A 19,484-nucleotide genomic window follows, 5' to 3' on the forward strand; every position below is an offset into this window, starting at 1 on the left:
CGGCATCATGATCCGGGGCATGAAGACCGGCGAAGCAGCATCCGCTTGGCGACCTGCCCTCTGGGTTCGTGTCGCCGCGCTTGCTTTGGCTTTCGCGGCAATGAACAGCGCAGCACAGCAATCCGCGCCCACGCGGCTTCGCGTGGTGGGCGGACTGGCCGGCCTGAACCAGTACGCGCTCCACGAAGAGCGCTTCTGGGGCAAGGACCTGGCCCGCCTGAGCGGCGGCAAATACACCGCGAGCATCGTTCCGTTCAACCAGGCTGGCGTGCCCGGGCAGGAAATGCTCAATCTCATGAGACTGGGCGTCATTCCGTTCGGCACCGCCTTGCTCAGCCAGGTCAGCAACGAGTACCCGGAAATCGGCACGCCGGACATTGCCGGCCTGAACCCCGACATGCCCTCCATGCGGCGGGTGATCGGCGCATTCCGGCCCTATCTCGAAAAGACGCTGCGCGAGCGCCATGGCGTCGAGCTGCTGGCCGTGTATGTGTATCCGGCGCAGGTGATCTTCTGCAAGCAGCCCATGAAGCAGCTTTCCGACCTGTCGGGCCGGCGCGTGCGTGTTTCGGGCACCACCCAGGCCGACTTCGTGCGCGCCCTCGGCGGCGTGCCGGTGTCCACCGAGTTTGCCGAGCTCATGGCGAACATGAGTTCGGCCAATACCGAATGCGCCATCACCGGCGCGATGTCCGGCAATACGCTGGGGCTGCACAAGATCACCAGTTCGCTCTACACCATGCCCATCAACTGGGGCGTCGCGGTATTCGGCGCCAACACGGACGCATGGAACGGGCTTCCGGCGGATTTGAAGGCCCTGCTGAAAACCGAGCTGCCAAAGCTTGAGGCCGCGGTCTGGGAGGAGTCGGAGCGCGACACCGGCAACGGCATTGCATGCAACACGGGCGCCGCCACCTGCGTGAAAGGCACCAAGGGGGCCATGGTCGAGGCACGTCCTTCCGCCACTGACGAACGCCGCCGACGCGAAATATTCGCTTCGAGCGTGCTGACGCGCTGGGTGCAGCGATGCGGAACTGTGTGCGCGGAGGTCTGGGATCAGACTGTCGGCCCGGTGGTGGGCATCAAGGCTCCCGTCGGGCAGTGAACAAGCTGCTGCCCCGCCGCATCACCGCCTTTATCTACGGCGTGGCGGCGCTGTTCCTGGTGGCGGTTCTCGCCATTGCCGCGTTCACGATGTGGCAGACCTACCAAAAGGCGATCTCCAACAGCGAGAGCCAGGCCACGCGGTTCGTCGTCACCTCGGAAGCCGCGCTGAACCGGAGCCTCTTGGCTGTCGACATGCTGCTGGCGGGCATGGGGCAGTTCCTGCGCAACTCCAGCGAAGACAGCGTGGCGGCCGACATCACGGCGCCCGAAACCGCGCAACTGGTCGAGACCGTCGTTCGCCAGAGTCTCCTGGTCCGGTATGTGGCGCTCCTGAATGCCGAAGGCGCGGTGATCGCGTCTTCCGATCGCCGCGGAGCGAAGCTGGCGCTGCAACTGCCCCAGGGCTTCCTGAAGGAAATCCTGAGCCGGCCGGGCTCCATGCTGTCGGTCAGCGCGCCAACGGTGAGCCAAGCGACTTCGCAGCAGGTGCTGTATTTCGGGCGCGTGCTGCGGCTTGCGGACGGCGGCAGGATCGTGGCGGTGGCCGAAGTGCAGGTCTCGATGCTCACCACCATCCTTGCGCAGGGGGCGAACATCAGGGGGCTCGAGGTCACGCTGGAGCGCGAGTCGGGGGCCTTGCTTGCCAGCATGCCGCCGCGCGACGACCTTGCCGGCCGAAGCATCAGGCCGGCCATGACCGATCAAACCAGCGACGGGCGCCCGCACCGGATGGTCGCGCGCCTCAGCGGCCTGCCGGCCATCGTTGTGGCACGGCCCACGCTGCACAGAAACCTGCTGATCGTCGCCGGCATTCCGCTCCAGCTCGCACTCGAAGATTGGCGCAGGGAGCGCAATTCCATCCTGATCGTCGCGCTGGCCTTTACGCTGATGATTCTTGCGGTCGGCTATTTCGCCCGCGCGCAACTGTCGCGGCAGTGGCGTGCGCGCGCCGACCTGATGCGCTCCAAGGCCACGCTGGACCAAGCGCTCGAATCCATGGCGGACGGCTTCGTGCTGCTCGATCCCGATGGCCGCGTGATCACCTGGAACCGGCGCTTCGTGGACTACTTTCCGTGGGCGGAAAAACTGCTTGCGCCGCAGGCGCCGTTCCAGCCCATCGACGAACAGAATGCCCGCAGCCTGCACGCGCACAGCGAGCAGGAGCTCATCCTGCCGGGCGGGCAGGTGATCGTCGCCGTCAAGAGCCCCACACCGGACGGCGGCCTGGTGTGCATCTACCGCGACATCACCGAGAAGAAGCGCCACGTCTCCGACATTCTCGAAGGCAAGGCGCAGCTGCAGGCCACGCTCGACGCCCTGCCGGACGTGCTGCTGGAGGCGGGCATCGACGGCCGTTGCTACCGCTTCCATTCACCGCGCCGCCCCAAGTCGTCGATCAAGGTGCGCGAGCCGGTGGGCAAGATGATGTCCGATCTCTTGCCGGCGAACGCCGCGGCCGAGGTCATGGTCGCACTGCGCGATGCGTTCGAGTTCGGGTTTTCTTCAGGACGGCAGTTCGAGACCCGGGTTCCCAAGGGTGTTGTGTGGTTCGAGATTTCGGTCTCGCGCAAGCTGGTGGGCGAGGGTGCGGACGCGCGGTTCATCGTCATCCTGCGGGACATCACCGAAAGCAAGCTGGCCGCCCGCGAGATCGAGCACCTGGCTTTCTACGACAACCTGACAGGCCTGCCCAACCGCCAGCTGCTGCTGCACCGGCTGCAGGCCGCGGTCGACTCGAACGTGCGCCGCTCGCGGCACGCTGCGCTGCTGTTCCTGGACCTGGACGATTTCAAGACACTCAACGACGCGCTCGGGCACGCCACGGGCGACGCGCTGCTCAAGCAGGTTGCGCTCCGGCTTCAAGGCAGCCTGAGCGAAGGCGGCACGGTCGCGCGGCTGGGTGGCGACGAATTCGTGGTGGTGATCGAAAACCTCAGCGAAGACCCGTCGGTTGCCGCGATGCAGACCAACGCGACCGGCGAAGCCATTCTGAGCGCGCTGGGCGAATCGTTCCAGCTCGAAGACCACGAGTACCACAGCACCTGCAGCATCGGCGCCGTGGTCTTCAGCACGGCAAACCAGTCGCTGGAAGATCTGCTCAAGCATGCGGGCATTGCCATGTACTACGCCAAGTCGGCCGGCGGCAATGCATTGCGCTTCTTCGAGACCGCAATGCAGACGGCCATTACCGCCCGGGCAACGCTGGAGAGCGAGTTGCATGCGGCCCTGGCGGGCAACCAGTTCATCCTGCACTACCAGAGCCAGGTCACGTCCGAGGGGCACATTGCGGGCGCGGAGGTGCTCATCCGCTGGCACCACCCGGAGCGCGGAATGGTGCCGCCCGGAGGCTTCATCGAGCTGGCGGAAGAAACCGGGCTGATCGTGCCCATCGGCATGTGGGTGCTCGAAACGGCCTGCGTGCAGCTCGAGCGCTGGAGCCACGATCCGAGGCGCCGGCACCTGCAGCTGGCGGTCAACGTCAGCGCACGCCAGTTCCGCACCGCGGACTTCGCGGATCGCGTTCGCGATGTGCTGCGCAGGACCGGCGCAGACCCGACAAGGCTGAAGCTCGAGCTCACCGAGAGCCTGCTGCAGGACAAGATGACGGAAACGGTCAGCAAGATGCAGTTGCTTGCGTCGATGGGCGTCCGCTTCTCGATGGACGACTTCGGCACCGGCTATTCGTCGCTGTCGTACATGACGCAGCTGCCGCTGGACCAGATCAAGGTCGACAAGTTCTTTGTGCAGAGCATCGGCACCGACCCGAAGGTCGAACTGATCATCCAGGCCATCATCGGCATGGCACGCAACCTCGAGCTCGAGATCGTGGCGGAGGGCGTCGAAACGCAGCAGCAGTTCGAGTTTCTGCAGATGCACGGAACGATGCTTTGCCAGGGGTACCTGTTCAGCAGGCCAGTGCCGCTCGAAGAGTTCGAAGCGCAGCTGGACGTTGCCATGGCAGACTGAGCGCCCGCTGCACCTGACGGAGTCCACACACGATGCGTCTCCCGATTCCCGACCTGACGCGTTTCAGCCTGCGTGCCCGGTTGTCGGCGGGCGTGGTGGCCATTGTTTTCCTGACGACGATCGGCATTGCCAGCGCCGCGCTCTACTTCGTCAAGCGCAACATGCAGGCAACCATCGCCGAGGAGCAGTTCGAGCGGATCTCGGCCATTGCCGACGCGGTGGACCAGAAGTTCCTGAGCCGGCGCACCTTGCTCAAGACCTTCGGCGACAGCGTCGAGAGCCACAATTTCACCGGTGCCGAAAGGCTGCAGGACCTCGTCATGCAGCACAAGTCGCTCAGGGAGGCCTTCGACAACCTGGCCTTCATCGATGCGCAGGGCGAGATCGTGGCCAACATGAACGGCGCGCAGCAGATCGGCAAGATCAACGTCAAGGACCGCGACTACTTCCGGGGAACCATCGCGGCCAAGGCGGGCGTGATCTCCCAGCCCTTCAAGAACCGCATCAGCGGGCTCGCGCAAGTTGCCATGACCGAACCCGTGCTGGACCGCGAGGGCAGGGTGGCCTATGTGATTGCCGCCTTCATCACCCTGAGCGAACACAACTTCCTGGGTGAGCTTGCCAACGTGAAATTCGGCAAGAGCGGGTACATGTTCATCATCAACACCGGCGGCATCATCGTCGACCACCCCGACAAGGCCCGGCTGCTCCAGCACATCGACGCCGACGGCGTACCCAACCCCGCCGCCAATCGCGCCATTGCCGGGTTCGAAGGGGCGTCCGAAGGCGTGAACCGCAGGGGCGTGCATGCCCTTTACGCGTTCAAGCACATCCGCCAGACCAACTGGGTGCTGGGCGCGATGTACCCGCGCCAGGAGGCCTTTGCCCAGGCGGAGCGGATCGAGCGCTTTGCCTGGGCGGGCGCGCTCCTGCTGACATTGCTGGCCGGCGGGCTCACCTTCATGACCGTACGGTCGCAGCTTGCGCCGTTGTCGCGCCTGCGCGAACACATGCAGGTGTCGCGTGCCAACTCTGCCTACACGCCCCTGGAGGAGGAGTCCGGCCAGGACGAGGTGGGCGATCTCTCGAACACCTTCGACACGCTCATGCGGGAACGCCGTGCGGCCCAGCAGCGCGTGCAGTCGAGCGAAAGATTCCTGCGCGACGTGACCGACAACCTGCCGGCCGTGGTCGCCTACTTCGATCGCAACCAACGCTGTCTTTTCGCCAACAAGGCGGGGTTGCGGATGCGGGGCCGGACGCAAGCCGACATCGGCCGCATGACCATGCAGGAGTCGCTGCCCGATGCGGTCTACCGGCAGCTCGAGGCGCAGGTTGCCAAGGCGCTGCAGGGAACGCCGACGCGCACCGAAGGCACCTACGACCGCAAGGGCAAGGAGGGCTTCTTCGAATGCCACCTGCTGCCCGACCTTCGCGACGACGGCGTGGCGGGCTACTACGTGATGACCTTCGACATCACCGAGCGCAAACGGGCCGAGATGCGAAGCGCCGACAGCGAGCGGCGCCTGCGCGGGCTCACCGACAACGTGCCGGCGCTCCTGACCGAACTCGATCTCGAAGAGCGCGTGGTTTTCTGCAACGGCAGATACCTGGCTTGGCTCGGCATCGAGCCGGCTTCGATGATGAACCGGCACATCCGCGAGACCCTGGGCGAGGCGCATTACGAGGTGCGCAAGCCGCTCCTGGCGCGTGCCTTCGCGGGCGAAGTGGTGTCGTTCGAACAGACGGCCCAACTGCTGATCGGCGAGCGGACCCTGCAGACGACCTACCTGCCGCATCGGGCTGGCGACGGCGCAGTCGTGGGGTTGTATGTGCTTTCGCACGACGTCACCGACCTGAAGCAGAAGCAGAGGCAGCTCGATGTCCTTGCGCGGGAAGATGCGCTCACGGGCTTGCCCAACCGCCGTTCGTTCGAAGAACATGCGCGCGAGGCCATGGCCAGGTCCCGGCGCTCGGGAAAGCCGATATGCCTGCTGTTCCTGGACATCGACTACTTCAAGTCGATCAACGATTCGCTGGGCCATGCGGCCGGCGACGCGGTGCTCAGGGAGTTCGGCCGCCGGCTCAAGGAAAGCGTGCGCGAGACCGACATGGCGGCGCGCTATGCCGGCGACGAGTTCGTGATTCTTCTCGAGGGAGTCGACGGGATCGCCGAGGCGGGGATCGTCGCGGAGAAGGTGCTTGCCGCAATGCGGCCGGCGTTCCATCTCTCCGGCCGCTCCTTGCAGGCGACCGCCAGCATCGGCGTTGCAATCGCAGAGGAAGACGAGGATCTGTCGTCCTTGTTCATGCGCGCCGACGCGGCACTGTACGCGGCCAAGAAAGAAGGGAAGAACCGCTTCATGATGGCGGAGCCCCGGACCCGGGCTGCGGACAGTGTCTCCTGGCCCCGCCAGGAGCCTTCCAGCGCCTGACGCCGTGCCCGGCACTTGTGCCCGCGGGGTGCAATCTGGGCCTTGTCCTACGCGAAAAGTACCTGCTGCTGGCCTAAATTTGCAGCATCTGCCGCATGGCAGCCACGAGGTTCGAGCGCTGCAACCCGGGAGTTCGGCACCAGCCGGAAAAAAAGCGAGAGCCCGCATGCCGCTGCACCAATGCGCGGCCACTGGAGGAAGAAGAGCAATGGCAGATCACGGCGGTGGGAGTGCACCTCTGAATCAACGCACTCTGGCCGACGCCGATTTCCGGCTGATGGTCGAGGCGGTCTCGGACTATTCCATCATCGTGCTGGACCCCAGCGGCATCGTCATCAGCTGGAACGACGGCGCGCGAAAGCTCAAGGGGTACGACACCGCGGAAGCGATCGGGCGGCACTTTTCTCTTTTCTACCCGAGCGAGCTGCTGGAGCAGAACCAGCCCGACCGCGCGCTGGAAACCGTGCGCCAGGCAGGCCACATGGAAGAAGAAGGCTGGCGCCTGCGCAAGGACGGCACACGCTTCTGGGCCAGCGTGGTCATCACGCAAATCCCCGGCACCAACGGGGAAATCCGCGGCTTCTCGTTGATCACGAGAGACCTCAGCGAACGCCGCCGCCAGGACGAGATGCTGCGCATGAGCGAGGAGCGCTTCAGGCTGCTGGTCGAGGGCGTGAAGGACTATGCGATCTTCATGCTCGACCCCGGCGGCCACATCGTGAGCTGGAACCTGGGCGCGCAAAAGAACAAGGGCTACGAGGCGTCGGAGATCATCGGGCAGCACTTCTCGGTGTTCTATCCGCCCGAGGTTGCCGCGATCGGCTGGCCCGAGCAGGAGTTGCGCAACGCGCTGCGCGACGGCCGCTTCGAGGACGAAGGCTGGCGCATCCGCAAGGACGGCAGCCGCTTCTGGGCCAGCGTGGTCATTACCGCGCTGCACGACGCCACCGGGCGGCACCGGGGCTTTGCCAAGGTCACGCGCGACCTGACCGAGCGGCGCCGCGTGACCGCGCTCGAAGACGAAGGGCGCCGCGTCACCAACTTCCTGGCGATGCTCGGGCACGAGCTGCGCAATCCGCTGGCGCCGATTTCGAACGCGCTCGAACTCCTCAAGCGCGAAAAGACCGAGTCCGCGGTCATCGCCCACACCCGCGACATCATCGGCCGGCAGCTCAGGCAGATGACGCGGCTGGTGGACGACCTGCTCGATGTGGGCCGCATCACGAGCGGCAAGATCCACCTGGAGAGCAAGCCGGTTCGCCTGCGCGAAGCCATTGCCGAGGCCGCCGAGGCGGTGCGGCCGCTGATCGAAAGCAAGTCGCAGACGCTGCACCTGCATTACCAGGAGGCCGATCCCTGGATTTCGGGAGACCGCGCCCGGCTCATCCAGATCGTCAGCAACCTGATTCACAACGCCGCGAAGTTCACGCACAACAGCGGCAACGTCCATGTCTCGCTCTCGCAGGTTGGCGAAGATGCCGACATCAGCGTGCGCGACGATGGACCCGGCATACCGCCCAAGGACCTGCAGCGGATCTTCGACCTGTTCGTGCAGGGCGAGCAGAACATGGCAAGGTCGCAGGGCGGCCTGGGCCTGGGGCTCAGCCTCGTGCAGCAGTTGACGACGCTGCACGGTGGCCGGGTCAGTGCGTTCAGTACCGGCCGGCCGGGGGAAGGCAGTGAGTTCGTCGTGCAGTTCCAGACCACCCAGCCGCCGATCACCACGCTGGAGGCGGAGCCGCGGCCCCTGGGCGAGCAGCGCGTGCTGGTGGTGGACGACAACGTGGACGCGGCCGAAACCATGGCGCTGCTGCTGGAGGCGCTGGGCTACAAGTCCAGCGTTGCGCATGGCGGCCTCTCGGCCATCGAGGCGGTGAAGGCGCAAGACCCGGACGTGGTGCTGCTGGACATCGGCCTGCCCGACCTGAACGGACACGAAGTCGCCAGGCGGCTGCGGGCCGAGATGATCAACCCGCCGCCGCTGATTGCCATTACCGGCTACGGCCAGGCCAGCGACAGGGACACCAGCCTCGAGGCCGGCTTTCGCGCGCACCTGACGAAGCCCGTGGACGTCGACAAGCTGACCGCGCTGCTCGAGCACCTGCTCGAGTCGCCCCGCGCCTAGGCGGTGAGCGGCGGCTCCACGGGCAGCGCCCGCTTGTGGGCGCTCTTGCGGTGCGTTGAAAGAATGATCTCGCGTGCCGCCGCGGACACCGGCTTGCCCTCGAGGAAATCGTCGATCTGCTCGTAGCTGACGCCGAAGGCATCTTCGTCGGGCTTTTGCGGCACCAGCGATTCGAGGTCGGCCGTCGGCACCTTGAACACCAGTGCGTCGGGCGCGCCGAGCTGCTGCGCGAGCGCCCGCACGCGCCGCTTGTTGAGGCCGGTGAGCGGCGTCACGTCGGCCGCACCGTCGCCGAACTTGGTGAAGAAGCCCATCAGCGCCTCGGCCGCATGGTCGGTGCCGATGACGATGCCGTCGTGCGCGCCGGCCACCGCGAACTGCGCAATCATGCGCTGGCGCGCCTTGATGTTGCCGAGCACGAAGTCTTCATGCGCCGCATCGCGGAACGTTAGATCGCCGGCCTTCAGCGCCGCGAGCATGCCGTCCGCCGCGGGCCGGATGTCGACGGTGAGGGTGCGGTCGGGCTTGATCACCTCGAGCGAGCGCTGCGCCTCGGCCTCGTCCTTCTGCACGCCGTAGGGCAGCCGCATCGCGATGAAGGTGGCGTTGCGGCCTTCGGCGCGCAGCCGTTCCACCGCGCGCTGCGCAAGGCATCCGGCCACCAGCGAATCGACGCCGCCGCTGATGCCCAGCACCAGCGTCTTCAAGCCCGTGCCGCGCAGGTAGCCGGCCAAAAAGCCGATGCGCCGCTCGACCTCTTGTGCGGCGTCGAACACCGGTGCCACGTGCAGCGCGGCAATGATCTCGCGCTGCAGCGCATCGACGGGGGCAAATTCACCAGCATTCATGACGCGACCTTTCTGTGCATTCATCGGAGCGAATTAAAAATCGACCAGGCTGAGGCCGATGCTCAGCACGGTGCGCTTCCGGTTGTAGTCCACCAGCGTATCGCCGTAGCCGTGGAACAGCTGCGTGTGGAAGCGCAGGTTGCTGGTGGTCGGGTCGCCGATGGCCTTCAGCCACTCGAGCCGCACCGAGCCGCGTCCGCTGTCGCGCAGGTTGTTGCGCACGGTAAGGGCCAGGGTGTTGTCGCGGTTGAAGTTCCAGCGGCCGGTGACCTCGGCGCGGCCGATGTAGCTGGAGATGTCGGGGTTGTCGTCCTTCGCCGCGCTTTCCGACAGCCGCTGCCAGACGCGTCCGGTGATGCTGAAGCGGTCGTCGAGCTCGGCGCCGCCCATCAGGTAGACGCGGTTCCAGCTGCGCGACAGCGGCAGGCTCTGGCCGTTCGACTGGTGAACCAGGCCCACGCCCGCATAGCGCCAGCGCCAGCCGCCGGGCAGCCTGAAGTCGAGCGGGTAGACATACATCATCTCGGGCTCGTGGTCGGTGGTGCGGAAAGGCCGCGAGATCGAGCCGTTGAACAGCTGCCACGTCGACTGCTGCGAATACGCAAACCAGAGCGAGTCCTTCTTGATCGGGTCGTTCTGCGTGAGCAGGCCCTGCGCGATCTTGGTACGCACCGACAGGCCGATGCGCATTTCGTTGGCCTGGTAGTCCACCGGCGAGGCGGTGTGGCCTTCGGAGGGCGACGTGGGCGTGTCGGGCTTGCTGGTGGCGGCCGAGGCCGAGACGTTCAGCGGGCGGTAGCCGCGGAACACGAAGGTGCCGCAGTCGCTGCCGTTCTCCAGCTCCCAGAAGCGCGACAGCGCCGAATACTGCCGGTCGCGGCAGCCCTCGCTGGTGGCGACCGACACCACGCGCGTGGCCGGCACGGAACCGTCGACCGGCGGGGCCGGCTGCGTGCTTGCCAGCACCGGCGGCGCCACCGGCACCGACACCGAAGGCAGCGTCTGCTGCTGCGCCCAGCGGTCGAAGCAGGCCAGCCGTGCGTCGTTGTTGTTGCCGAGCGCGGCGCACTGCTGCCAGGTCAGCTGGGCATCGGCCAGCGGGCTGGAAGGCTTTTCGACAGCCTGCGCGTTGGCCAGCGACGACGCAAGGAGGCCGGGCGCCAGCAGGCTCGCGGCAAGGGTGGTGCGTAGATGGATTGGGTTCATTTGTCTGCGGTCCGTTCCGTCTTTTTCAGAGTGAAGGGATGTGTGGTTTCGTCGGCGGCATTGCGCCAGGTGCCCCTGAACTCGCGTCCGCAGGAGTCCGGCTGCAGCGTGGCCGACCACACGCCGCTGATGCTGCGCCCGTCGAGCGATTCGTCGATGGCGAGTTCGCCCTCGTCGTTGACATCGCCCGCAAGTTGCGAGACCGGTGCGCTCGCCGAAGGCGCGGCCGCGGCGCGCGTGATGGTGCCGCGCACGCCCACGTATTCGGGGTGCTTGCCAAGCACGACCGAGGCGGCGCCCGGAAGGCCTTCGAAGCGCGCCTGCCAGTTGCCGTACAGCGCTTCGACCGGCAGGTCCCGCGCGGTGGCGGGGCATCCGGGCGGTGCAGCGTTCTGCGCGCCGGGGCCGGCGCATGCGGTGCACAGCGCGGCCAGCGCCAGCAGGAGAACCCGCGCCTTCATGACGCGGAGGCGGCCGCCGCAGCAGCCGCCGCACTGTCCTGGGCCTTGCGCGCGAACTCGGCGCGCAGCGCCTTGAGCTTCTCGCGCGGGTCTTCGCGCGTGGTGGCCTTGTCCAGGCCCATTTCGGCGATGAAGCGGCTCGGCACGCAGGGCACCATCTCGCGGCCCTGCTTGCGCTTCTTGGTCCAGCTCACGGCCAGGCTGCGCTGCGCGCGCGTGATGCCCACGTACATGAGGCGGCGCTCTTCCTGCAGCCGCTGCAGCGTTTCGTCGCTTACCTTGAGCTGTCGGCCGTTGTCGTCTTCTAGCTTGAAGGGCAGCAGGCCCTCGGTCACGCCGATGAGCATCACGTGCGGCCATTCGAGGCCCTTGGAGGCATGCAGCGTCGAAAGCGTGACCACGTTCTGGTCCTGCTCGCGCTCGCTGATGGTCGAGAGCAGCGAAATGGTCTGCGCCACTTCGAGCAGGCTCTTGCGTTCGCTCTCGATGTTGTTGTCGGCGCCCGAGGCATCGTCGAGGGTGCCGCCGGCGCGCTGCGACATCCAGTCGACGAACTCCAGCACGTTGGTCCAGCGCGCGGCCGCGGCCTGTTCGCTGTCTTCGCCGTCGTACAGGTGCTTCTCGTAGTCGATCTCCTTCAGCCAGTCGAGCATGAAGGTGCGCGAATCTTCGGCGCCCATGGTGCGGCGCGCGCGGTATTCCAGGTCGTTGATGTAGCGGCCGAACTCGTGGATGCCCTCCAGCGTGCGCTTGGGCATCACGCTCGGCAGCGACGGGCTGAAGAGCGCTTCGAAAAGGCTCAGCTTGTACTGGCTGGCAAAGGTGCCAAGGCTCGCGAGCGTGGTGTGGCCGATGCCGCGCTTGGGCGTGGTGATCGCGCGCAGGAACGCCGGGTCGTCGTCGTTGTTGACCCACAGGCGGAACCAGCCGCACAGGTCCTTGATTTCAGCGCGGTCGAAAAAGCTCTGCCCGCCCGAAACCTTGTACGGAATCTGCGCCTTGCGCAGCGCCTGCTCGAAGACGCGCGCCTGGTGGTTGGCGCGGTAAAGAATGGCGAAGTCGCGGAACTCCTTGTACTGCTTGCCCTGCGCCGTGGCGTCACCCGCGCGCAGGCTGATGATGCGCGCCACCGCGCGCTCGGCCTCGTGCGCCTCGGAGTCGGCATCGACGATGCGCACCGGCTCGCCTTCGCCCAGTTCGGAGAACAGCGTCTTCGGAAACAGCTTCGGGTTGGGGCCGATCACGTTGTTGGCCGCCCGCAGGATCGCGCTGGTGGAGCGGTAGTTCTGCTCCAGCTTGATGACCTTCAGGTCCGGATAGTCGACCGGCAGCTTGCGCAGGTTGTCCAGCGTGGCGCCGCGCCAGCCGTAGATCGACTGGTCGTCGTCGCCCACCGCGGTGAAGCGCCCGCGCGCGCCCGCCAGCGCCTTCAGCACTTCATATTGGGTGGCGTTGGTGTCCTGGTATTCGTCCACCAGGATGTGGCCCAGCGTGGACTGCCACTTGGTGCGCACCTCTTCATAGTCGCGCAGCAGCTTGAGCGGCATGCCGATGAGGTCGTCGAAGTCGACGCTCTGGTAGGCCGTGAGCCGCTCTTCGTAGCGCGCCATGATGCGCGCGGTGATGCGCTCGTTGTCGTCCACCGCGGCGGCCTCGGCCTCTGCGGAGTTCAGGCCCATGTTCTTCCACTTGCTGATGGTCCATTGCCAGATGCGCGCGGTGGCGGTGTCGGTGGTGCCGCCGGCGTCCTTCAGTATCTTGGTGACGTCGTCGCTGTCCAGGATGCTGAAGGCCGGCTTCAGGCCCAGCACGGCGCCGTCTTCGCGCATCATGCGCACGCCCAGTGCGTGAAAGGTGCAGATCACCACATGCTTCGCGTCGCGCCCGATCAACCCCTTGGCGCGCTCGCGCATTTCGCTCGCGGCCTTGTTGGTGAAGGTGATGGCCGCAATGCGCTTGGGCTCCAGGCCGGCCTGGATCAGCCGGCCGATCTTGTGCGTGATGACGCGCGTCTTGCCCGAGCCCGCACCCGCGAGCACGAGGCAGGGGCCATGCAGGTAATTGACAGCTTCTTGTTGCGCGAGATTGAGACCGGAAGACATGAGGAGTGGGAACGGAAGGCCGCGAGGGAACGGGCAGGCGCAAAGCGGGCAATGATACGGGGCGCGGCTCTCGCGCAACCCCGCCGAAGTTCACGATGCGGGATGCAACGACAATCAGCCCGTGCTGCCCGTATTTCTCGTTACCTTTCCTTTCTTCGCGTTGATCGCCGCCGGCTATGGCGCGGCGCGGGCACGCGTCCTGCCGCTGGACGCGATTCCCGGCCTCAACACCTTCGTGCTGTATTTCGCGCTGCCTTGCATGCTGTTGCGCTTTGGTGCCGGCACGCCGATCGGGCAACTGCTCGACGGCAGCGTTGCACTGGTCTGGGGCGTGAGCGCGCTGGCCGTGGTGGCGGGCACGATCTTCTTTACCCGCAATGCGCGCGTCGGTTGGAACGACGGCGCCTTCGGCGCGTTGGTGGCGGCTTTTCCGAACACCGGCTTCATGGGCGTGCCGCTCCTGGTGGCGCTGCTGGGTGCGCAGGCCGCGGGGCCGATGATCATCACCATTGCGTTCGACCTGGTCGTGACCTCTTCGCTGTGCATTGCACTCTCGCGGCTCGACGGCGCCGGCAGCGAGGGCGGTGGTGCGGGACATCACGGCCCCCGGCAGGCGGCGCGCCAGGCGCTGCGCGGCGTGCTGGTCAATCCGATGCCGTGGTCGATTCTGCTGGGCGTGCTGCTCTCGGCCGCGCGCTGGCGCCTGCCGGGACCCGTGGAGCGCACCGTGGCCATGCTGGCCGATGCGGCTTCGCCGGTGGCGCTGTTCACCATTGGCGCGGTGCTGGCGCGGTCGGCGCTGCTCGCCCGCGAGCACGCGGCCAGTGCGGAAGTGGCCGTGGCCATGGGGGTGAAGTCAGCGCTTTCGCGCAAGGCGCCGCTGGCCGACGTGCTGCCGGTGGTGGGCGTCAAGCTGCTCGTGCATCCGCTGCTGGTGTGGGCGCTGGGGCAGGGCGCCATTGCGCTTGGGCTGCCGCTCTCTTCCTCGGCGCTGGTGGTGATCGTGCTGGTGGCGGCGCTGCCGAGCGCCAGCAACGTGGCCATGCTGGCCGAGCGCTTCGGCGCCGACAACGGCCGCATCGCACGCATCATCCTGTGGACGACGGTCGCGACCTTCTTCAGCTTTCCGTTGGCCGTGGGCCTGCTGCGCTGAGCTGGGGCGCTGAAAGGCGCGTCTGTTGAATCAGGGCGTCAGCACGCCGAGCTTGAACGGATCGGCGTCCGAAAGGCGCTCGCACTTGGTGAAGTCGCGGCCCTGGGTGCCGTCGCAATAGAACGCGTTGTAGATGTTGCCGAACAGCGTCGGGCTGGCCGTGAAGAGCACACCATGATCGGGCTGCCAGTTGTCCTTGACCGGCTCGGCGCCGAGTTCCGCAGCGCTGCCAGAGCCGGCGGCGGAGGCGGAAGTGGAAGCGGAGGCGGAGGCGGAGGCGGAGGCGGAGGCGGAGGCGGGCGTGAACTCGGCCAGCGTCTTGTGCACTTCGCCGCCGCGCCATCGCATGGCCAGTTCGGAGGCGGTGGGCCTGGCAGCCACCGGCAGCAGCACGCCGTTCACTTGAAAGCCGTCACCGAAGCGATGCGTCTTGCCGGCAAGAAAGGCGTAGGCGCAGGCGGCCAGGCACTGGCCGCGGATTTCGGTGTCCACGCCGCTCGAGCGGATGGCCTCGGCATAGGCGCCGGCTGCTTCGGCGGTGCCGCCGAACGAGTCCTCGAACACCACGGTGCGCACCGTGCCTTTGCCCAGGTGCTCGGTAAAGGCCTTGATGGCTGTGCCGTCGAGCATGCCCGACACCACCAGCCGGCTGCCCTGCAGTTCGAGTTCGGCCGCGGAGCATGCGAAGCATGCAAAAAGAAGAGCCCAACCGAGCGATGAAGGCAGTTTCACGGCAACCCCTGGCGACCAGCGTTCTTGCTTGACGCGCGACGCCGGAACAGGCCCGCGCTGTAACAGCTTGAATAGCGGGCGGCCATGCAGTCAACCGATTTTTCAGATTATTTCTGATTCGCGTGTAGGCCATAAGCCATAGCTATCGGTATTGCTCCAGATGAGTGCTTGTGTTTTCAAAACACTGCTAAAGTGTTTGCAAATCAAAGTACATACGGGGGCACTATGGCAATACTTGTTCGTATTCTGCTGTGGCTGGCCTGGGTCGCCAGCGTGGGCTGGTTGTGGCATGCCGACACCCTCGGCACGGCCACGTCGCTCGCGTTGGGCGCCTTGAGCCTGGTGGTGTTCGCATGGCCCGGAAGCATTGCTCGGCGGCGCAGCAGCGAGCTGCGCTACGTCGACATGGGCAAGGAGCCCGCGGGCCTGCATCACTGACAAAGGCCGGCCTTGTTAAAAGGCCGCTGCCTCAAATGCTGTGCGGGTCGACGTCGACCAACCAGCGGATCACGCCCTTGCCCTCCGGCGTGCGCCGCAACGCGTGCAGCAGCGGCTGCCAGGCTGCCAGCAGGCGCTGCAGCGCGGCGCGCGACGGGCTTTCGATCAGCATCTGCGCCCGCTCCACATTGGCCACGCGCTGAATGGCAAGCGGCACCGCGGGGTAGCGCAGCACCCGGTCGGAACCTTCGAGCGCATCGGCCGCGGCACTTGCCGCGTTGAGAAAAGCCTGCGCCGCCTCTTGCGTGCGCGCATCCGCGCGCAGCAGTGCCTGGAATGCAAAGGGCGGCATGCCGGCCGCGGCGCGCTCTTCGAGCTGCTGCCGCGCGAAGGCCGCGTAGTCGTGCCTTCGCAGCGCGGCGAAGAGCGGATGCTGCGCATGGTGCGTCTGGATCCACATCTCGGCCGTGGCGCCTTGCGCTGCGAGATATGCCGCGTCGCGCCCCGCGCGGCCGGCCGATTGCATCAGCAGGCTGAACAGCCGCTCGGGCGCGCGAAAGTCGCTGGAGAACAGCGCGCCGTCGGGGTTCACTGCCGCCACCAGCGTGATGCGACGGAAGTCGTGCCCCTTGGCAATCATCTGCGTGCCGACCAGCACGTCGACCTCGCCCGAGTGCACGGACGCAAGCTGCGATTCGAGCGCCCCCTGCTTCTTGGTGCTGTCGGCATCGATGCGCGCAATGCGCACCGCGTTGCCATCGGGCCGCTTCACGCTGGCGAAGAGCTCGGCCAGGTGCTCTTCGAGCCGTTCGGTGCCGCGGCCCACGGGCGCGATGTCGGGGTTGCCGCAGGCGGGGCAGGCGCGCGGCACGCGTTCGGTAAAGCCGCAGTGGTGGCAGCGCAGCGTGCGGTCGATCTTGTGGAACACGCGGTAGGCGCTGCAGTGCGGGCACTCGCTCTTCCAGCCGCAGTCGGCGCAGGCCAGCACCGGCGCATAGCCGCGGCGGTTGAGAAACACCATGCTCTGTTCGCCGCGCGCAATGCGCTGGCCGATGGCGTCGAGCAGCGCGGCCGAGAGCACGGTCTTGGGCGGCTGCAGGTTCATGTCGACCAGCCGCACGCCGGGCAGTTCGCCCGCGCCGATGCGCGAGGGCATGGCCAGCCGCACATAGCGCCCGCCCGGGTCTTCGCCCTCGGCCGGGCGGCTCTGGTGCCAGCTTTCGAGCGAAGGCGTGGCCGAACCGAGGATGACTTTCGCGCCCTCGCGCTGGCCGCGCCACACGGCGAGGTCGCGCGCCGAATACCGTGCGCCTTCCTGCTGCTTGTAGCTGGGGTCGTGCTCTTCGTCGACGACGATGAGCTTGAGCCCCGGCATCGACGCGAACACCGCCATGCGCGTGCCCAGCACGATGCGCGCGGCCCCGCCGTGCGCCGCAAGCCAGCTTGCGAGCCGCTGCGGATTGGTCATGCCGCTGTGCAGCGACACCACGGCGTCGTCGCCGAAGCGCGCCTTGAAGCGGGCTTCGAGCTGCGGCGTGAGGTTGATCTCGGGCACCATCACCAGCGCCTGCGCGCCGGCGTCGCGCGCAAGCAGGTCGGCCACGCAGCGCAGGTACACCTCGGTCTTGCCGCTGCCCGTGCTGCCGACCAGCAGGAAGGTGCCTGTTTCGGCCTCTATGCGGGCAAGGGCTGCTGTCTGCTCCGGGCTGAGCGCGATCAGGTTGGCGGCTTCGGCCGTTTCGGCCACCGGCCCCGTGGTGGTCTTGCGCTTGAGCCGGCGTGCCAGCTGCGTGCCGGTGAGGTCGCGCAACTGCGGCGGCAAGGCTGCGAGTGCAATTTCACCGATCGAGCGCTGGTAATAGCGCGCCGCAAAGGCCACGAGGTCGCGCCACGCTTCGCCCAGGGGCGCGAGCGCATCGAGTGCGGCGCCCACGGGCTTGAGGGCCATGTCCGACTCGGCGCCTTCGAGCGACGTGGGGTCGTTCCAGACCACGCCCAGCACTTCGCGCCGGCCCAGCGGCACCCGCACCAGCGTGCCTGGCACAAGCGGCGCCGCGCTGGCGTAGCTCAGCAGATCGCCAAGGGCGGCGTGCGCGGGCGTTTGCACGGCGATGTCGAGCCGCCAGGCCATCGCGGCGGGCGTGCTCGCCGGCGCTGCGTCGGTTTCCGGGTCTGGGCTGCTGGGGGTGGAAATGGGCGTCCCTGTTGGCAAGGTTTGTTAATGCGACTTTGAGCAAAATCGCTTAAGTCGTTGATTTTCCTGTGCTTTGGAGCTCATCCAGAGATTCTGTGGATAACTTTGTTGACAACAGGGCTCGACACGCTGCGGAGCCTTGAAAATCAAGCGTCTGACTGGATTGCCCTCAAAAAAAGCAAAGTTCAAATCCTATATAAATCAACCACTTACGCGCGCTACTTGTTTAGGAGCAAAGAGGGGCCCGCCTCAGATAATCTTGCGCAGTGCAGCACGTGTTTTGTGCATAAGTCGGGCCTCCTACACCGTTTTTGCGCTTGACAAACGGCTGCGAACTGCTTTTCAGGGAAAACTATTCGCCGGCACGCGCAGGCCTGCCGTGTAACAGTTTCAACCCCGCAGGGCGCGCAAGGACCGCGATTGCGCGTGCACCGCCTGCACCAGCGCCGCCACATGGTCGGGCGGCGTGAACTGGCTGATGCCGTGACCCAGGTTGAAGATGTGGGTCGCCCCCTTGGCCGAGCCGGCGTGCGGCTTGCCGAAGGCCTGCAGCACTTTGGCCACCTCGGCCTCGATCTGCGCCGGGGGCGCGAACAGCACGTTGGGGTCGATGTTGCCCTGCAGGGCCTTGGCCTTGTCGTCATTGCCCTCGCCGACCAGGCGGCGCGCGGACGCGAGGTTCACGGTCCAGTCGACGCCGAGCACTTCGCAGTCGAGTTCGCGCATGGCTTCGAGCCACAAGCCGCCGCCCTTGGTGAAGACGATGCGCGGCACGGGCTGCCCATCGGCGCCATTGCGTTTCAGGCCGGCCAGCACGCGTGCGGTGTAGGCAAGGCTGAATTCCTGGAACGCGCCGTCGGCGAGCACGCCGCCCCAGCTGTCGAACACCATCACGGCTTGCGCGCCGGCGTCGATCTGCGCATTGAGGTAGGTGGCCACGGAGTCGGCGTTGACCGCAAGCAGGCGGTGCATGAGGTCGGGGCGGCTGTAGAGCATGCTCTTCGCGAGCCGGTAGTCGCTGGAACCCGCGCCCTCGACCATGTAGCAGGCGAGGGTCCACGGGCTACCCGAAAAGCCGATGAGGGGCACGCGGCCGTTGAGCGCTTTTCGGATGGATGCGACGGCATCGAACACATAGCGCAGCTTGGCCATGTCGGGCACTTCGAGCGCCGCAACGGCCGCTTCGTCGCGCACCGGGCGTGCGAAGCGCGGGCCTTCGCCGGCCTCGAACGAGAGGCCAAGGCCCATGGCGTCGGGCACGGTGAGGATGTCGGAGAAAAGAATGGCAGCGTCGAGCGGATAGCGTTCGAGCGGCTGCAGGGTGACTTCGGTGGCGTAGTCCGTGTTGGTCGCCAGCCCCATGAAGCTGCCGGCCTTGGCGCGGGTGGCCACGTATTCGGGCAGGTAGCGCCCGGCCTGGCGCATGAGCCAGACGGGGGTATGGTCGGTGGCCTGGCGCCAGCAGGCCCGCAGGAAAGTGTCGTTTTGCAATGGGGCGAAAGGCATTTCCCGATTGTCGCAGGGGGAGGGACTTTGCTTTTGCTGCTTGTGAGGGGCTGTTGTTGGGGGCTGCTGTTCAGGGCGCGTGCAAAGGCCACCGGGTACTCCCCTCCGCGAATGTCCCCCGGGGCTGCGCCCCTCCTCCTTTATTTCGCTGCGTGGAGCACCCGATGCCCTGTGCACTAGGACACGCTCTGGGTGTACCGCTGATCAACG

13 protein-coding genes are annotated in these 19,484 nt (G+C 66.5%); 6 read left to right on the forward strand and 7 right to left on the reverse strand.

Annotation, left to right across the window (positions count from 1 at the left end):
- Nucleotides 1-7 precede the first annotated feature (7 nt).
- The 4 genes from V9L21_RS21650 (at nt 8) to V9L21_RS21665 (ending at nt 8,634) form a co-directional block, all read left to right on the forward strand.
- The gene (locus V9L21_RS21650) at nt 8-1,105 is read left to right on the forward strand and encodes a TRAP transporter substrate-binding protein (RefSeq protein WP_443305358.1); all 1,098 of its coding nucleotides are present in this window, start codon (nt 8-10) and stop codon (nt 1,103-1,105) included.
- Nucleotides 1,102-4,074, forward strand: coding sequence for a bifunctional diguanylate cyclase/phosphodiesterase (locus V9L21_RS21655; RefSeq protein WP_337314948.1), 2,973 nt, complete (start codon nt 1,102-1,104; stop codon nt 4,072-4,074). Before V9L21_RS21650 ends, V9L21_RS21655 begins: the two co-directional genes overlap by 4 nt.
- Nucleotides 4,075-4,106: 32 nt before the next feature.
- Nucleotides 4,107-6,509, forward strand: coding sequence for a diguanylate cyclase domain-containing protein (locus V9L21_RS21660; RefSeq protein ID WP_337314949.1), 2,403 nt, complete (start codon nt 4,107-4,109; stop codon nt 6,507-6,509).
- 208 nt (nt 6,510-6,717) lie between these two features.
- On the forward strand, nt 6,718-8,634 hold the full coding sequence (locus V9L21_RS21665; RefSeq protein WP_337314950.1) for a PAS domain-containing hybrid sensor histidine kinase/response regulator: 1,917 nt from the start codon (nt 6,718-6,720) through the stop codon (nt 8,632-8,634).
- Here the strand turns inward: V9L21_RS21665 and nadE are convergent.
- From nadE to V9L21_RS21685, 4 genes are read right to left on the reverse strand one after another with little or no spacing between them, the layout of a single operon-like run.
- Nucleotides 8,631-9,482: an ammonia-dependent NAD(+) synthetase gene (nadE, locus tag V9L21_RS21670; RefSeq protein ID WP_337314951.1), complete on the reverse strand. Its 852-nt coding sequence runs from the start codon at nt 9,480-9,482 to the stop codon at nt 8,631-8,633. The two genes, V9L21_RS21665 and nadE, sit on opposite strands and share 4 nt — an antisense overlap.
- A 33-nt stretch (nt 9,483-9,515) precedes the next feature.
- Nucleotides 9,516-10,688 carry a phospholipase A gene (locus V9L21_RS21675; RefSeq protein ID WP_337314952.1) on the reverse strand — a complete coding sequence of 391 codons (1,173 nt, stop codon included), beginning with the start codon at nt 10,686-10,688 and terminating at the stop codon, nt 9,516-9,518.
- Nucleotides 10,685-11,149 carry a hypothetical protein gene (locus tag V9L21_RS21680; protein ID WP_337314953.1) on the reverse strand — a complete coding sequence of 155 codons (465 nt, stop codon included), beginning with the start codon at nt 11,147-11,149 and terminating at the stop codon, nt 10,685-10,687. The genes V9L21_RS21675 and V9L21_RS21680 overlap by 4 nt, the downstream gene beginning before the upstream one ends.
- Entirely contained in the window at nt 11,146-13,251 is a 2,106-nt protein-coding gene (locus V9L21_RS21685) for an ATP-dependent helicase (protein WP_337314954.1), read from the reverse strand. Before V9L21_RS21685 ends, V9L21_RS21680 begins: the two co-directional genes overlap by 4 nt.
- A 121-nt stretch (nt 13,252-13,372) precedes the next feature.
- Between V9L21_RS21685 and V9L21_RS21690 the strand changes: the two genes are divergently transcribed.
- On the forward strand, nt 13,373-14,404 hold the full coding sequence (locus tag V9L21_RS21690) for an AEC family transporter (protein ID WP_337314955.1): 1,032 nt from the start codon (nt 13,373-13,375) through the stop codon (nt 14,402-14,404).
- A 30-nt stretch (nt 14,405-14,434) separates the two neighbouring features.
- On the opposite strand, the gene V9L21_RS21695 is transcribed toward V9L21_RS21690, so the two are convergent.
- The gene (locus V9L21_RS21695; protein WP_443305372.1) at nt 14,435-15,034 is read right to left on the reverse strand and encodes a hypothetical protein; all 600 of its coding nucleotides are present in this window, start codon (nt 15,032-15,034) and stop codon (nt 14,435-14,437) included.
- 327 nt (nt 15,035-15,361) lie between these two features.
- On the opposite strand from V9L21_RS21695, the gene V9L21_RS21700 reads away from it, so the two are divergent.
- Nucleotides 15,362-15,574 (forward strand): hypothetical protein, encoded by a 213-nt coding sequence (locus V9L21_RS21700; protein WP_157611880.1) that lies wholly within the window; start codon nt 15,362-15,364, stop codon nt 15,572-15,574.
- Between the two features lie 31 nt (nt 15,575-15,605).
- Here the strand turns inward: V9L21_RS21700 and V9L21_RS21705 are convergent, their stop codons facing one another.
- Together V9L21_RS21705 and hemE are read right to left on the reverse strand one after the other, a co-directional pair.
- Nucleotides 15,606-17,705 carry a primosomal protein N' gene (locus V9L21_RS21705; RefSeq protein WP_337314969.1) on the reverse strand — a complete coding sequence of 700 codons (2,100 nt, stop codon included), beginning with the start codon at nt 17,703-17,705 and terminating at the stop codon, nt 15,606-15,608.
- A gap of 453 nt (nt 17,706-18,158) precedes the next feature.
- Entirely contained in the window at nt 18,159-19,274 is a 1,116-nt protein-coding gene (gene hemE, locus V9L21_RS21710; RefSeq protein ID WP_337314957.1) for a uroporphyrinogen decarboxylase, read from the reverse strand.
- Nucleotides 19,275-19,484: the final 210 nt, after the last annotated feature.

It is taken from the genome of Variovorax sp. CCNWLW235, assembly GCF_037204085.1.
GTDB lineage: Bacteria > Pseudomonadota > Gammaproteobacteria > Burkholderiales > Burkholderiaceae_C > Variovorax.

What these genes read in the sequence shown, in the direction of transcription:
- V9L21_RS21685 (WP_337314954.1), bottom strand. Translation starts at nt 13,251, where the DNA reads ATGTCTTCCGGTCTCAATCTCGCGCAACAAGAAGCTGTCAATTACCTG.
- V9L21_RS21700 (WP_157611880.1), top strand. Translation starts at nt 15,362, where the DNA reads ATGGCAATACTTGTTCGTATTCTGCTGTGGCTGGCCTGGGTCGCCAGC.
- V9L21_RS21665 (WP_337314950.1), top strand. Translation starts at nt 6,718, where the DNA reads ATGGCAGATCACGGCGGTGGGAGTGCACCTCTGAATCAACGCACTCTG.
- V9L21_RS21660 (WP_337314949.1), top strand. Translation starts at nt 4,107, where the DNA reads ATGCGTCTCCCGATTCCCGACCTGACGCGTTTCAGCCTGCGTGCCCGG.
- nadE (WP_337314951.1), bottom strand. Translation starts at nt 9,482, where the DNA reads ATGAATGCTGGTGAATTTGCCCCCGTCGATGCGCTGCAGCGCGAGATC.
- V9L21_RS21675 (WP_337314952.1), bottom strand. Translation starts at nt 10,688, where the DNA reads ATGAACCCAATCCATCTACGCACCACCCTTGCCGCGAGCCTGCTGGCG.
- V9L21_RS21705 (WP_337314969.1), bottom strand. Translation starts at nt 17,705, where the DNA reads ATGGCCTGGCGGCTCGACATCGCCGTGCAAACGCCCGCGCACGCCGCC.
- V9L21_RS21695 (WP_443305372.1), bottom strand. Translation starts at nt 15,034, where the DNA reads ATGCTCGACGGCACAGCCATCAAGGCCTTTACCGAGCACCTGGGCAAA.
- V9L21_RS21650 (WP_443305358.1), top strand. Translation starts at nt 8, where the DNA reads ATGATCCGGGGCATGAAGACCGGCGAAGCAGCATCCGCTTGGCGACCT.
- hemE (WP_337314957.1), bottom strand. Translation starts at nt 19,274, where the DNA reads ATGCCTTTCGCCCCATTGCAAAACGACACTTTCCTGCGGGCCTGCTGG.
- V9L21_RS21680 (WP_337314953.1), bottom strand. Translation starts at nt 11,149, where the DNA reads ATGAAGGCGCGGGTTCTCCTGCTGGCGCTGGCCGCGCTGTGCACCGCA.